Annotated in this window: 13 protein-coding genes; 5 read left to right on the top strand and 8 right to left on the bottom strand. The window is 67.2% G+C overall.

Features of this window, described 5'->3' with window-relative positions; genetic code table 11:
• Nucleotides 1–167 precede the first annotated feature (167 nt).
• Entirely contained in the window at nucleotides 168–1,826 is a 1,659-nt protein-coding gene (locus AC1REK_RS18180; protein WP_492268966.1) for an OpgD/OpgG family glucan biosynthesis protein, read from the top strand.
• Nucleotides 1,827–1,832: 6 nt separating this feature from the next.
• On the opposite strand, the gene AC1REK_RS18185 is transcribed toward AC1REK_RS18180, so the two are convergent.
• The 8 genes from AC1REK_RS18185 to hemB all read right to left on the bottom strand — a co-directional run bounded on the left by AC1REK_RS18185 (nucleotide 1,833) and on the right by hemB (nucleotide 9,452).
• Complete coding sequence (locus AC1REK_RS18185) at nucleotides 1,833–3,032, bottom strand: UxaA family hydrolase (protein WP_492268965.1); 1,200 nt, start codon at nucleotides 3,030–3,032, stop codon at nucleotides 1,833–1,835.
• Nucleotides 3,029–3,343 carry a UxaA family hydrolase gene (locus AC1REK_RS18190; RefSeq protein WP_492268964.1) on the bottom strand — a complete coding sequence of 105 codons (315 nt, stop codon included), beginning with the start codon at nucleotides 3,341–3,343 and terminating at the stop codon, nucleotides 3,029–3,031. The genes AC1REK_RS18185 and AC1REK_RS18190 overlap by 4 nt, the downstream gene beginning before the upstream one ends.
• Entirely contained in the window at nucleotides 3,343–3,990 is a 648-nt protein-coding gene (locus AC1REK_RS18195) for an RraA family protein (protein ID WP_316017958.1), read from the bottom strand. Before AC1REK_RS18195 ends, AC1REK_RS18190 begins: the two co-directional genes overlap by 1 nt.
• 181 nt (nucleotides 3,991–4,171) lie before the next feature.
• Nucleotides 4,172–4,918 carry an arginyltransferase gene (locus tag AC1REK_RS18200; RefSeq protein WP_316017957.1) on the bottom strand — a complete coding sequence of 249 codons (747 nt, stop codon included), beginning with the start codon at nucleotides 4,916–4,918 and terminating at the stop codon, nucleotides 4,172–4,174.
• 73 nt (nucleotides 4,919–4,991) lie between these two features.
• Nucleotides 4,992–5,465 carry an RDD family protein gene (locus tag AC1REK_RS18205; RefSeq protein WP_327523924.1) on the bottom strand — a complete coding sequence of 158 codons (474 nt, stop codon included), beginning with the start codon at nucleotides 5,463–5,465 and terminating at the stop codon, nucleotides 4,992–4,994.
• Nucleotides 5,466–5,646: 181 nt separating this feature from the next.
• Nucleotides 5,647–6,900 (bottom strand): threonine ammonia-lyase, encoded by a 1,254-nt coding sequence (locus AC1REK_RS18210; RefSeq protein WP_492268963.1) that lies wholly within the window; start codon nucleotides 6,898–6,900, stop codon nucleotides 5,647–5,649.
• Nucleotides 6,901–6,920: 20 nt separating this feature from the next.
• Entirely contained in the window at nucleotides 6,921–8,255 is a 1,335-nt protein-coding gene (locus tag AC1REK_RS18215) for a branched-chain amino acid ABC transporter permease (protein WP_492268962.1), read from the bottom strand.
• Nucleotides 8,256–8,393: 138 nt separating this feature from the next.
• Nucleotides 8,394–9,452: a porphobilinogen synthase gene (gene hemB / locus AC1REK_RS18220; RefSeq protein WP_390893297.1), complete on the bottom strand. Its 1,059-nt coding sequence runs from the start codon at nucleotides 9,450–9,452 to the stop codon at nucleotides 8,394–8,396.
• A gap of 201 nt (nucleotides 9,453–9,653) precedes the next feature.
• On the opposite strand from hemB, the gene AC1REK_RS18225 reads away from it, so the two are divergent.
• The 4 genes from AC1REK_RS18225 (at nucleotide 9,654) to AC1REK_RS18240 (ending at nucleotide 13,405) form a co-directional block, all read left to right on the top strand.
• Nucleotides 9,654–10,715, top strand: coding sequence for an enoyl-CoA hydratase/isomerase family protein (locus AC1REK_RS18225; RefSeq protein ID WP_492268961.1), 1,062 nt, complete (start codon nucleotides 9,654–9,656; stop codon nucleotides 10,713–10,715).
• Nucleotides 10,712–11,158, top strand: a complete 447-nt coding sequence (locus tag AC1REK_RS18230; protein ID WP_492268960.1) for a DUF6163 family protein — start codon at nucleotides 10,712–10,714, stop codon at nucleotides 11,156–11,158. Before AC1REK_RS18225 ends, AC1REK_RS18230 begins: the two co-directional genes overlap by 4 nt.
• Before the next feature lie 207 nt (nucleotides 11,159–11,365).
• Nucleotides 11,366–11,878, top strand: coding sequence for a transcriptional regulator LdtR (ldtR, locus tag AC1REK_RS18235; RefSeq protein ID WP_316017951.1), 513 nt, complete (start codon nucleotides 11,366–11,368; stop codon nucleotides 11,876–11,878).
• Nucleotides 11,879–12,163: 285 nt separating this feature from the next.
• Nucleotides 12,164–13,405 carry a L,D-transpeptidase family protein gene (locus AC1REK_RS18240; protein ID WP_492268959.1) on the top strand — a complete coding sequence of 414 codons (1,242 nt, stop codon included), beginning with the start codon at nucleotides 12,164–12,166 and terminating at the stop codon, nucleotides 13,403–13,405.
• Nucleotides 13,406–13,487 lie beyond the last annotated feature (82 nt).

The raw sequence follows: 13,487 nt of genomic DNA on the forward strand, positions 1-13,487 counted from the left end.
CCAAGTATTGTGCGCGCGTGCGTCAAGGGGACCATCCGGGGGCTTCCTGCGAGGTCCGCCCCGGAACTTCCTCCCGACCGCCACGTTTTCGCGGCACCGGTCACGGCATGGTGGCGGCCGAAGAATCTTGCCCGGAGCTTTGCGTGAACTGTCCTGCCCGAGATGATGTGCGTCTTCCCGAAATGTCGCAGCCGCCGCGCCGGGAGGCGGCGGCCAGCCTGCCCTCGCGCCGCTCGGCTCTCGCGCTCCTCGCCTCGACCGCCATGCTTGCTCCGCCGGCGCTCGCCCAGAACCCAGCCACGCCATCGGCGGACGGCCAGCCGCCCGGTACACCGCGCCCCGGTACCTTCAGCTATGCGGAGGTCGTCAATCAGGCACGCATCCTGGCCGAGCGCCCCTTCGACGACGCGCAGCCCGATATTCCGGACGCGCTGAGGGCGCTGACCTATGACAGCTATCGCGAGATCAGGTTCCGCCGCGACAAGGCGCTCTGGCAGAATGACGGAACGGATTTCCGTCTGCAGCTCTTCCATCTCGGCTTCCTGCACGACCGGCCGGTCCAGATCCATGTCGTGTCAAACGGCAATGCGATTCCGATTCCCTACAACATGGCGCTGTTCGAGTTCGGCAAGGCGCCGGTGCCGCAGAAGCTGCCGGTGTCGCTGGGCTTCGCCGGCTTTTCCGTCACGACGACGCTGAACAGCCTGAAGCTGCAGGACGAGGTGATCTCGTTCCTCGGCGCCAGCTATTTCCGCTTTCTCGGGCGCGGCCATCGCTATGGCCTGTCGGCACGGGCGCTCGCGCTCGATGTCGGTGGCGAGGCGGATGAGGAGTTTCCGTTCTTCCGTTCGCTCTGGCTGGAGCGGCCGAAGCCGGAAAGCGTCGATCTCGTCGTCTATGGACTGGTCGATTCGCCCTCGGTCAGCGGAGCCTTCCGCTTCGTGGTGACGCCCGGCCCGCAGACCAGCATCGCGGTGACGGCGACGATCATTCCGCGCAAGCCGATCCAGCGCATCGGCATCGCGCCGCTGACCTCGATGTTCCTCGCCGGCGAGGGGGACCGCGAGCAGCGCACCGATTTTCGTCCCGAGATCCACGATTCCGACGGGCTGATGCTCCACACCGGCGTCGGCGAATGGATCTGGCGGCCGATCCGCAACCCGAAAGCGCTGACCATCTCCTCCTTCCATGACAGGAACCCGCGCGGCTTCGGCCTGATCCAGCGCGACCGCGAGTTCGGCCATTACCAGGACCTCGAGGCGCACTACCATGCGAGGCCGGGCTACTGGATCGAGCCGGTGGGCGAATGGGGCGAGGGCCGCGTCGACCTGATCGAGATCCCGACGCAGGGCGAGGAATTTGACAACATCGTCTGCTGCTGGACGCCGAAGACGCCGCTGGAGCCGGGGCGCCAGACCGAGCTGAGCTACCGGATGACGAGCGTCTCGACGACCGAGACCTTGCACGGCATGGGTCAGGTCCAGAGCAGCTTTGCGGCCGACGATGCGGTGGATGCCGCTGCCGGGCTGGTCCGAAAGCGCTTCATCGTCGATTTCAACGCCGGCGATCTCGAATTTTACCTGAGCGATCCCAAGCGTGTCTCCGCGGTGGCCACGGTCTCGGTCGGCTCGGTCACCAACACGATCCTCGATCCCAATTATGCGGCGAAGGGCTTCCGGGCGATCGTTGACGTCGCGCTGCGCCCCGGCGAAAGCACCGATCTGCGCCTCTTCCTGCGGACGCCCTTGCGCTCGCTGACAGAGACCTGGACCACCAGCTGGTCGGCTCCCGGCTCCGCCCCGCCGCCGGCCGCCAGCGGCGGCTGAACGTCTTCAGGCGGCCGGCAGGCAGGCCGGGCCGAGCGGCTCGAAGCTCTTATAGGTCAGGATGAACTCCTGGTGCCCGAGCTCTTCCGACTTGGTCCGTGCGCCCTGCGCCAGCGAGACGACGAGGTCGCGGATCTCCGTGCCGACCTCGTCGAGGCTGGCGCGGCCTTCGAGAATGCGGCCGGCGTCGACGTCCATGTCGTCGCTCATCCGGCGATAGGTCTCGGGGTTGGCGCAGATCTTCACGACCGGCGAGATCGCCGAGCCGACGACCGAACCGCGGCCGGTGACGAACAGCACGCAATGCGCGCCGCAGGCGATCAGCTCGGCGATCTCGGCATTGTCGTTGATGTTGGGGAAGCCGAAGCGGACCTCGCCATCCGGCACCACATCGAGCAGATAGAGACCGCCATGCGGCGGCACGTCACCCGGCTTGATCAGGCCGGAAATCGGTGAGACACCCGATTTGGCATAGGCGCCCATCGACTTCTCCTCGATGGTCGAGAGTCCACCCTCGGCATTGCCGGCGGCGAAGGAGCCGTAGCCGAGCGTCGCATAGTAGCGGGCCGCCTTGGCGACGGATTTCTCCAGCTCGACGCCGAGCTCGGGCGTGATGGCGCGGGCGGCCATGATGTGCTCGCAGCCGATCAGCTCGCCGGTCTCCTCGAAGATGCAGGCGGCGCCCTCGGCGATCAGCTGGTCGAAGGCGCGGCCGGCCGCCGGGTTGCCGGTGATGCCGGAGGTGCCGTCGGAGCCGCCGCAGACCGTGCCGATCACCAGTTCGCTGACCGCCATCGGTACGGTCTCTACCTCGTCGAGCAGGGCGCGCTGCTCCTCGACCCAGGTGCGGCCCTCCTTGATCGAGGCGCGGGTGCCGCCGGTGCCCTGGATGACGATGGTCTTGACCGGTCGGCCGGTGGCGCGGACGACGCGCTCCAGCGCGTATTTGTTGAAGCTCTCGCAGCCGAGCGAGATCAGCAGCACCGCCCCGACATTGGGATGGGTGCAGAGCTGCTCCATCATCCGCTCGGCGTAAGGGTTCGGGTAGCAGCCGGGAAAGCCGATCGCGTGGACCTCGTTCTCGCGCCAGGGCAGGGCGATCTCGCGGGCGACGTGATGCGCGCATTCGACGAGATAGGCGACCGCGACGACGTTGCGGATGCCCTTGCGGCCGTCGCTGCGCAGATAACCCCTGAGCTCGCTCATTGGGTCGCTCCCGCCTTGCGCTCGTCTTCGAGATGATAGGTCGGCGTGTAGTCGCTTCGCATGTTCTGGACATGGACATGGCTGCCGGCGGCGATGGCGACCGTCGCGACGCCGATGGGCGCGCCGTATTTCAGGATCTTTTCGCCGGGCGCGATTGCCCGGCGAGCGACCTTGTGTGCCAGCGGCACATCGCGGTCGAGCGTCGCCGCGCCCGTTCCGGTCTCGATCGCCTCGCCGGCTGGCAGGCGGGCGCGCGCGACGAAGACGTTGTCGCGGGCGTCGAGCAGGATCAGGCGCGGGTCATGGGTCATCAGAACTTGCCGAACTGCAGATAGGCCTGCTGGGGATCGGTTCCGGCGAGGATCGCGGTGCGGACCTTGTTCTCGGCGGTGATCGCGGTCTCGGACTTGGTCAGCACTTCCTCGATGATCTCGGCGGGAATGCGGACGACACCGTCGCGGTCGGCCAGGATGTAGTCGCCCGGGCGGATCCAGACATCGCCGATCTTGATCGGCTCGTCGACCGCCTTGGGCTGCCAGAAGCCGACGATGTCGCGCGGCGTATAGGCCTTGAAATAGACCTGATAGCCCATGTCGATCATGAACTCGGTGTCGCGGGCGAGGCCGTCGATGACGCAGCCGCGCACGCCCTTGTTCTTCAGCGTCTCGGCCGAGAGCTCGCCCATCAGCGCGCAGCCCTCGGTGTTGGGCTGGCAGACCCAGACATGGCCGGGCTTGGCGCGCGAGAGCAGGCCGGTCCAGGCCAGCAGCGTCTCATGCGCGTCGAACTCGCCGGTCTTGCCCTCGAGGGTGAAGGCCGGACCCGCCAGCTTGGTGCCGGGCAGGAGCGGACGCAGTTCCGGCGGCAGGGTGAAGTCCTTCAGCCCCATTTCGCGCAGAATGTCGTGGATCACGCCGGTGTAGCAGCGCTCAAGGCGCTCGGTCAGCTGGTCGACCATGTTTCCTCCAATACGGGCTGCCAGAGAGAGGGCGGCAGCCTTCGCGGCTACCTATCGCCCGTTGTCTCCTGCCCGGGCAAGTGTTCGTTCTGCAGCCCGGCTGTGCATCTCAAACGATTTAGATACGGCGGGATCGAGGCTAGACATGCCCCCCGTTTTTCCGGCGCGAGCCGCGCGCCTTTCAGCCGACGCGTTCCCAGCCCTGCGGCATCAGCCGCTCCTGCGGCAGGAAGCGGGCCTTGTAGGCCATTTTCGGCGAACCATCGACCCAGTAGCCGAGATAGACGTAAGGCAGGCCGAGCTTGCGGGCACGCTCGACATGGTCGAGCACCATGAAGGTGCCGAGCGAGCGGATTTCCAGATCGGGATCGTAGACCGAATAGACCATGGAGAGCCCGTCGTTCAGCCGGTCGGTCAGCGCCAGCGCGTAGAGATCGCCTTGACCGCGTCCGGTGAAGCCGCTGTCGGGGCCGCGCCGACGGTACTCGACCAGGCTGGTCTCGACATGGGTGTCCTCGATCATCATCGCGAAGTCGAGCGCCGACATCGTCGCCATGCCGCCTTCGGGGTGGCGCACGTCGAGATAGCTGCGGAACAGCGAATAATGCTCCGATCGCGGTTGCGGCGGCAGCGCCTCGCCGATCAGGTCGCTATTGCGCGACAGCACCTTGCGGAAGCCGCGCGACGGGCGGAAATCGTCGACGACGATCCTGACCGAGACGCAGGCCCGGCAGGTCTCGCAGGCCGGACGGTAGGCGATGCTCTGCGAGCGTCGGAAGCCGCCCTGGGAGAGAACGTCGTTGAGGTCGCGCGCCCGGCCGCCGACGAGATGGGTGAACACCTTGCGCTCCTCGCGGCCCGGCAGATAGGGGCAAGGTGTCGGCGAGGTCAGATAGAATTGCGGAGCATCCCGCAGGGGCCGCGTCACGTTCGAAGGGCTCCGTCAATCGCTCGCGGCGAGTTTAGCACCCGCTGCGACGGCAACAAGCTCTCCACATGGGTCAGGCGCGTACCACCACCAGCCCGGTCAGCAGATCGTGACCGAGGCGCCGGTCGGAGCGCGCCAGCCCGCAGAGAATGTCGAGGAACCAGAGCGCGACCGTGCCGGCCGCGACATAGAAGAACAGCGCGTGCACCGCAGCCGCCAGTGCATCGGGGCGCCCACCGGTGGCGGTCTCGACCCGAATCCCGGCCATCCGCATGCCGAACGTCGCCTGCTTGCGCCCGCCGATCGTCAGCGCCGCATAGCCGAGCGCGACGCCGATGGTCGCCCCGCCCATCAGCAGCCAGGTCAGTCCGAAGGTGACGATACCGAGAATGCCCAGCAGGACGAGGACCATCCAGGTCAGGAAGAACAGGATGACGACGTCGCCGATCCAGGCGAAGAGCCGCGAGCCGAGCACGCCGCGCGTATCCTGCACCGGGCGCTCCTCCACGGGGAGCGTCTGCTGGCGGTAGGAAGAGGGCTGGCTCATCGGGTGGTCGACCTTCCTTTGTCGTGCGGGCAAGCTGCTGATCGGAATTGGCGCCCGCACCGACAATGTTTGATCAGCCTCCCGGTTCCGCAAGCCCGCGATGCCGAAAAGTGCAAGCGGCTTTCGCCCAGGATCACGCACTGGTTCGTTGAGAAGGAGATCGATTCACGCTCCCGAAATGTCACTGGCCGGAGCGATCGGTCTCCTGGCCGCGCGGATAGATTCGCCGCGGCGCAAAACCTTCCCGGCACAGCGCCTGCTCGATCGCCGCGGTATGGTGCTCGTCGCGGGTCTCGACGGTGACGTCGAGCGTCACACCCTTCGCCGGCACGTCGAGGAAGAGCCGGCCATGGCTGACCTCCAGGATGTTGGCGCCGAGCGTGCCGAGCAGGCTCGCGACCTTGCCGAGCAGACCCGGCCTGTCGCTCGCCGTCAGGCGGAAGGCGGCGATGCGCTGCTCGCGCTCGAGTTCGCGGACCATGATGGCAGCGAGCAGCCGCGTGTCGATATTGCCGCCGGTGAGAACCAGTCCGACCTTGCGGCCGCGATAGCGCTCCGGCTGCTGCAGCATGGCGGCGAGCCCGGCCGCGCCGGCGCCCTCGGCGAGTGTGTGCTGCAGGGAGGCATAGGCGTTGACCGCGCGCTCGATCAGATCCTCGCCGACCAGCACGATGTCGGAAACCAGTTCCCTGACGATCGGCAGGGTCTGCACGCCGACCGTCTTCACCGCGATGCCCTCGGCGAGCGTCGCGCCGCCGATCGGTAGCTCGGCGGCGTGCATGGCGTTGTGGAAGGATGGGTAGAGCGCGGCCTCGATGCCGATCAGCTCGATCCCCGGCTTCAGCGCCTTGGCGGCGACCGCATTGCCGGCCATCAGCCCGCCGCCGCCGATCGGGATCAGCAGGACGTCGAGATCGGGCGCCTCGCGCAGCATCTCGAGCGCGACCGTGCCCTGGCCGGCCATCACCGCCGCGTCGTCATAGGGGTGGACGAAGACCAGCCCCTTCTCCTGCGCGATGCTGTGGGCCTGCTGGGCGGCCTCGTAGAGCGTCTCGCCGAAGAGCACGACCTCGGCGCCATGGGCGCGGGTGTTCTCAACCTTCACCAACGGCGTCGGCTCCGGCATCACGATCGTCGCCGGGATGCCGAAGCGCCTGGCATGATAGGCGATCGCCTGGGCGTGGTTCCCGGCCGACATCGCGATCACGCCGCGGCGCTTCTCGTCGTCTGAGAGGCTGAGCAGCTTGTTCACCGCCCCGCGTTCCTTGAACGAGGCGGTGGCCTGCATGTTCTCGTGCTTGACCAGGACCTCGGCTCCGGTGAGGGCCGAGAGGCGCGGCGCCGGCATGAGCGGCGTCTTCAGCACATGGCCTTCGATGGTGCGCGCCGCAGCCTCGATATCGGCGAAGCTGACGGCGAATGCGGTCTCTGCCACGTTTTTCCCCCGGAGAGCTTTCAGACCTGGCGCGGCGACAGCGCGCCATCGCCGAAGAAGCCGCCGGGGCGCAGGATCAGCGTCACGGCGAGCAAGCTATAGACGGCGATGTCGCGCTGTTCGAGGGGCATCGCCGTCGACCATGCCATCTCGAAGGCGGCAATGGCGAGCCCGCCGAGACAGGCGCCCGGAACCGAGCCGATGCCGCCGAGCACCGCCGCCACCAGCGCCTTCAGGCCGAGCGTGAAGCCGCCGGAAAAGCCCATCCCGCCATAGATCACCGTCACGATCACGCCGGCCGCGCCGCAAGCCGCGCAGGCGATGACGACGGCCCGGTCGTGCACGGCACGCGCATCGACGCCGAACAGGGCGGCGGTGCGGGCATCGTCGGCCACCGCCCGCCAGGCCCGGCCATAGGCTGAGCGGCGCAGATAGTGGATCAGCCCCAGTGCCGCCGCGAGCCCGCCCGCCGTCATCGCGAGCCCGACCGGCGTGGTGGTGACGGTGAAGTTGGCGGCCCGCGCCAGCGGCAGCGGCTCGTTGAACACCGGCGGCAGCCAGCGCAGTTCGACGCCCTGGGCGAGGCGCAGATATTCCGACAACGCGATGGCGAGGCCGATCGTCGCGATCAGCACCTGCTGGCCGTTTGCCTTGTCGAGATGGCGCAGCACAAAGCGCCCCATGGCGAAGCCATGGATGGCGCTGACCGCGATGGCGACCAGGAAGGCGATGGCGAGGCCGGAGGCCGGGGTCGAGGGCGCGAGAGAGAAGACTAGCGCCACCCCGACCACGGCCGCGGCGGCGCCCAGCGCCGAGAATTCGCCGAAGGTCAGGATGATGCGGCCGTTCAGCCCGTAGATCAGCGCATAGGCGCTGGCGAGCAGGGCGTAGATCGCGGCCGAGGGCAGGGCGGCGAGGCTCTGCTGCATGAGATAGGCCGCGCCCGCCGGAAGCAATGGCAGATGCCCGACCGGCGCCGCTTCCGGGTCGACCGGTGGCTCGGCCTTGTTCTCGAGATAGAAGCGCCGCAGGAGCAGGAAGCTCGCATCGGTCATCGGCCGCCCGTCCGAGGCGAGGCCTGCCAGCGCGCCGCGCTGCAGCGGTGTGCCCTCGCCGGCGAAGATGCAGTCGATGGTGCGCCGCCTCGGCTGCAGGTCGGCGCGCTCGACCCGGTAGACGATGCGCAATATGCCGGGGCGCGGGCCCTGGCCGCTGCCCTCGATCACGATCGTGCTGTCGCCGGGGTTCAGCGCCGGGATCGCCAGCCGGCAGGCGCGCCGCTGGTCGGTGTCGAAGCGCTGCCCGCAGGAGGCGAGCGCCAGGCAGAGCAGAATCGACGTGAGCAGCGCGCGCATCGGCGCTGACGCTAGCGCGCTTCAAGGCTGCGCGGAACACGGCTTGTGCGGAGCGTCATGCCCGGGCCTGACCCGAGCATCGCTTTCAGGAGATTCTCGGGCCTGCGCTTCGCTTCGCCTGAGAAAGACGGCGTTTGCTCAGCCGCGCGCCTTCAGCATCCGCGCCACCTTCGGCGCGAAATAGGTCAGCACACCGTCGGCGCCGGCGCGTTTGAAGGCCAGCAGGCTCTCCAGCATCGCCTTGTCGCCGTCGAGCCAGCCATTATTGGCGGCGGCCATGATCATCGCGTACTCGCCCGAGACCTGATAGGCGAAGGTCGGCACCGCAAAGGTGTCCTTCACCCGCGCCACGACGTCGAGATAGGGCAGGCCGGGCTTGATCATCACCATGTCGGCGCCTTCCTCGAGATCGAGCGCCACTTCGGCGATCGCCTCGTCGGAATTGGCCGGATCCATCTGATAGGTGCGCTTGTCGCCGACCAGCGTGGCATTGGTGCCGATCGCATCGCGGAACGGGCCGTAATAGGCCGAGGCGTATTTCGCCGCATAGGCCATGATCTGCACGTCCTCGAGCCCGGCGTTGTCGAGCCCGGCGCGGATCGCGGCGACACGTCCGTCCATCATGTCGGAGGGGGCGATCACGTCGGCGCCGGCCTCCGCCAGAGCGAGGGCCTGCTGCGTGAGGATGTGGACGCTGGCGTCGTTGAGCACCTTCTCGCCATCCATGACGCCGTCATGCCCGTGCGAGGTGTAAGGATCGAGCGCGGCGTCGCAGATGATGCCGATCTCCGGCACCGCCGCCTTGATCGCCCGGACGGCCCGGCACATCAGGTTGCGGCTGTTCAGCGCTTCCGAACCGGTCGGGTCGCGCAGTTCGCGCTCGACGAAGGGGAAGGGCGCGATGGCCGGGATGCCGAGCGAAGCGGCTTCTTCTGCCTGCCGCACCGCCTCGTCGATGTTGAGCCGGTCGACGCCGGGCATCCAGGCGACCGGCGAGCGCGCCTCGCGCGAATCCATCAGGAAGATCGGCCAGATCAGATCGTCGACCGTCAGCAGGTTCTCGCGCACCAGCCGGCGCGACCAGTCGGCCTTGCGGTTGCGGCGCATGCGGCGGGTGAGGCCGAGGGAAGTCGATGTCGGGGCCTCGACCAGTCTTGCTTGCGGGGCGGGGAAAGACCGCACAACCCGAGATGCCATGAACGCCTCCAACCTGCCCGACGGCAGTCTTGTGCGTTGCTTTAGCACATCGGAACCATTCCAAAACAGGCACCAGCGTCGCATGCCGGCCCGGCGTGTGCCGCTGTGCGCCGAAACAGGATCGGATAGGCCACGGCCTCGCGTTGACAAGCCCGGTCACGGCTTCCAGAACCGCAGGATGATCAGGACGGCATCCGGGACATGACGCAGGACCAGGAGATCATCTGCGAGAGGCGCGGCGCGGCGGGCTATGTCCTGCTCAACCGCCCGAAGGCACTGAACGCGCTCAGCCACGGCATGGTGCGCGAGCTGGCGCGCGCGCTCGATGCCTGGGAGAACGATCCGGCAGTGACCCGCATCGTGGTGACGGCTTCCGGAGAGAAGGCGTTCTGTGCCGGCGGCGACATCCGCGCCCTGCATGCTCTCGGCAAGGCCGCCCGGCAGGATGAGATGCTGGCGTTCTGGCGCGAGGAGTACATCCTCAACGCCCGAATCCAATCTTATCCCAAGCCTTTCCTCTCGCTGATCGACGGCATCGTCATGGGTGGCGGCGTCGGCATATCCCTGCATGGCCGCTATCGCGTCGCCGGGGAGCGCTATCTCTTCGCCATGCCGGAAGTCAGCATCGGCTTCTTCCCGGATGTCGGGGCGACCTATGCGCTGCCGCGGCTGCCGGATGCGGCGGGCGTCTACCTCGCCTTGACCGGAGACCGCGTCGGCCAGGGCGATGCGCTGGCGCTCGGCCTTGTGACGCACGCCGTTCCCTCTGCGCGCATGGCCGAACTTGCCGAGGCCTTGACCGGCGAGGAGCCCGTCGACGCGATCCTCGCCTCCTTCGTGCAGCCGGTCGCTCCCGGCAAGCTCTTCGGCGAGCGTGAGGCCATCGCCGCGATATTCGGCGCACCGACGCTGGCCGAAGTTCTGGCGCGTCTCGAGGCTGGCGCCGCCGCTGGCGAGGCCTTCGCGACCAAGGCGCTCGCCACGATCAGGGCGAAGTCGCCGACCAGCGTCGCCATCGCCTTCGAGCAGATGCGCCGCGGCGCCACCCTCGATTTCGCGGGGGCGATGGCGCTAGAATTCCGCATCGTCTCGCGCATCGCCTATGATCATGACTTCTATGAAGGCGTGCGGGCCGTGGTGATCGACAAGGATCAGGCGCCGGTCTGGCAGCCGGCCAGCATCGAGGCGGTCGACCCTGCCTCCGTCGAGGCTCATTTTGCGCCGCTCGGCGCGAGCGAACTCGTACTGGGCGGTCAGGCGTGAGCCTGGTGCGCGAGAGCGAGGTCCTGCGCAGCCAGCCCGGCGGTGCGAGCGGCGAAGGCAAGTCCGGCCGCATGCGCTGGCGGACGATCCTGGTCTGGCTGCTGCGCCTGCTCTCCATCGCCTGGATGGCCAAGGGCCTGCTGCAATGGGCCGTGATCCTCGGCCTCGGCCCCGAGAGCGGGCCGCCTTTCGAATCGCGCCCTCTGACCTTCCAGGCGATCACCGTCTATTTCGCGGTCTTCGATCTCGTCGCCGCCGTCGGCCTCTGGCTGACCTCGACCTGGGGTGGCGTGCTCTGGCTGCTGGCGGCGATGAGCCAGCTCCTGCTCGGCTTCTTCTTCCCGCGCTGGCTGCCGCTCTCGCCGGTGCTGATCGGCAGCTATGTCATGCTGATGCTGGCCTATTTCGTGGCGACCTGGGCAGCCGAAAACCAGGAGGGCTGAGCCCCGCGCGGCCGTTCGAATGCGAACGGCCGCGGTAAGAAACGCTTTAGCTTAAGGGATTTGCGGTTCATTTCGCATTCACCCAAATGGGTAAATCCCTGATTCATCCTGATATTTAAACTCGTTTTCATCCGCCCATCCTATGGTGTCTCTCAGAAGCGGACCGGGAGACTAATCCTGGCCGGGATACAACAGGCGGGATATACCATGAAAAGCAATGTAAAGACTGCGGCGCCAGCCGTGTCCGAGGAAGTTCAACTCAAGGTGAAGCCGCTTTACCTTGAGTCCCTCACCTTGGTCGAGCGGCTGCATCGGCGCCTGCTCGATGTCATCAAGGACGAATTCGAGCGCCGCAGCCGCGACGACGTCAACAGCGTCCAGGCCCTGCTGCTCTACAATATCGGCGATGCCGAGCTCAGCGCCAGCGAGCTGCGGACCCGCGGTTACTATCTCGGCTCGAACGTTTCCTACAACGTCAAGAAGCTGGTCGAGCTCGGCTTCCTGCACCATGCCCGCTCGCGGATCGACCGTCGCTCGGTGCGCATCAGCCTGACCGAGAAGGGGCGCGAGGTGCACAATCTGGTGAAGGGCGTCTACGACAAGCACGTCCGCACGGTGGAGCAGATCGGTGGCATCGCGACCGACGATTTCGAGCGCATGAACAACGCCCTGCTGCGCCTCGAGCGCTTCTGGACCGACCAGATCCGCTACAAGCTCTGACGCGCTCTGCCTCCAGCCGCTCGCGGCTGCATGGACCGCAGAACTCCCCGGCCTGAGGGCCGGGGCGCGCTACCCGCCTGTCGGGGGCCTCACCTGCCGTAGAGGTGCGCGTAAAAAGTCAAACTGGCGTGAGCTTTACGCAGCGCCGCCCCAAAAATGCCGCTCTCATCATAGCCTGTTAACTGTGGTAGGGGATCGTCCCCAGCAACCAGCGTGGCCCGGCCTCGCTGACAGGGGCGGGTTCGTCCCGCTTTATGTTGACTGCGAGTCCGAGGGGTACGATCGATGCCGCATATCAGCCTGACGCGTCGCGAGACGGTGCTGGCCCTGTTTTCGAGCGCCGCGGCGGGCGTCAGCCTGCCTGCCTTTGCCCAGCAGGCCGAATGGCGCCAGACCTATGATGCCGGCGCCCGCAATGCGGTGCTGCGTTCCTCGACCCCGATGCTGTCGCCGGCGGCGCTGGCCGCGACCGAGCAGGCGATCGCGAGCTATCGCGACCTCGCCGCGCGCGGCGGCTGGCCGACGCTCCAGGTCGGCGATCGCCTCGCCGTCGGCTCTAAGGGCCAGGGCGTCGTCCAGTTGCGCCAGCGCCTGATCATCACCGGCGACCTCGACGAGTCGGCCGGCACGAGCAATGTCTATGATTCCTATGTCGAGGCCGGGGTGCGCCGCTTCCAGTCGCGCATGGGCCTGTCGACCACGGGTACCGTCAATCGCGCGACCCTGAACGCGCTGAACATCCCGATCGACCGGCGCATCCGCCAGCTCGAGACCAACGTCGTCAGGCTGCGGACCTGGTCGGGCAATCTCGGCAACCGCTATGTCGTCGCCAACATCCCGGCGGCTGCGATCGAGACCGTCGAGAACGGCCATGTCGCGACCCGCCACGCCGCCGGCGTCGGCAAGGCCGACCGCCAGTCGCCGCTGCTGCAGACCAAGATCCCAGAGGTCAACTTCAACCCGACCTGGACCGTGCCGGCATCGATCATCCGCAAGGATCTGATCCCGATGATGCGCAAGCAGCCGGGCTATCTCACCGAGAACCGGATCCGCATCATCGGGCCGAGCGGCGAGATCGCACCGGAGCGGGTCAACTGGAATTCCGACGAGGCGACGCGCTACACCTTCCGCCAGGATCCGGGCGGCGAGTTCAACTCGCTCGGCTTCGTGCGCATCAATATTCCGAGCCCGCACGGCGTCTACATGCACGACACGCCGGCCAAGGGCATTTTCGGCGACGATTTCCGCTTCGTCTCCTCGGGCTGTATCCGCGTCCAGAACGTGCGCGACTACATCACCTTCCTGCTGAAGGAGACCCCCGGCTGGGATCGCGCCAAGATCGACGAGACGATCCAGTCCGGTGAGCGTATCAACGCCCGCATCGCCAACCCCGTGCCGTGCTACTGGGTCTACATCACCGCCTGGGCGACGCCCGATGGCGGCGTCCAGTTCCGCGAGGACATCTACAACAAGGACGGGCTCGGCCCGGTCCCGGTCGCCCGGCTCCAGGGCGAGCAGGACATCTGAGCAGGTCTTTCCTGCCGTCCAGTTGATAAGGGCTCCCGGATAGCGGTCCGGGAGCCCTTTCTCTTGTCAGCGTTCTCTGCAG

The sequence above is a fragment of the Allobosea sp. GW823-FHT02B03 genome (assembly GCF_058797755.1).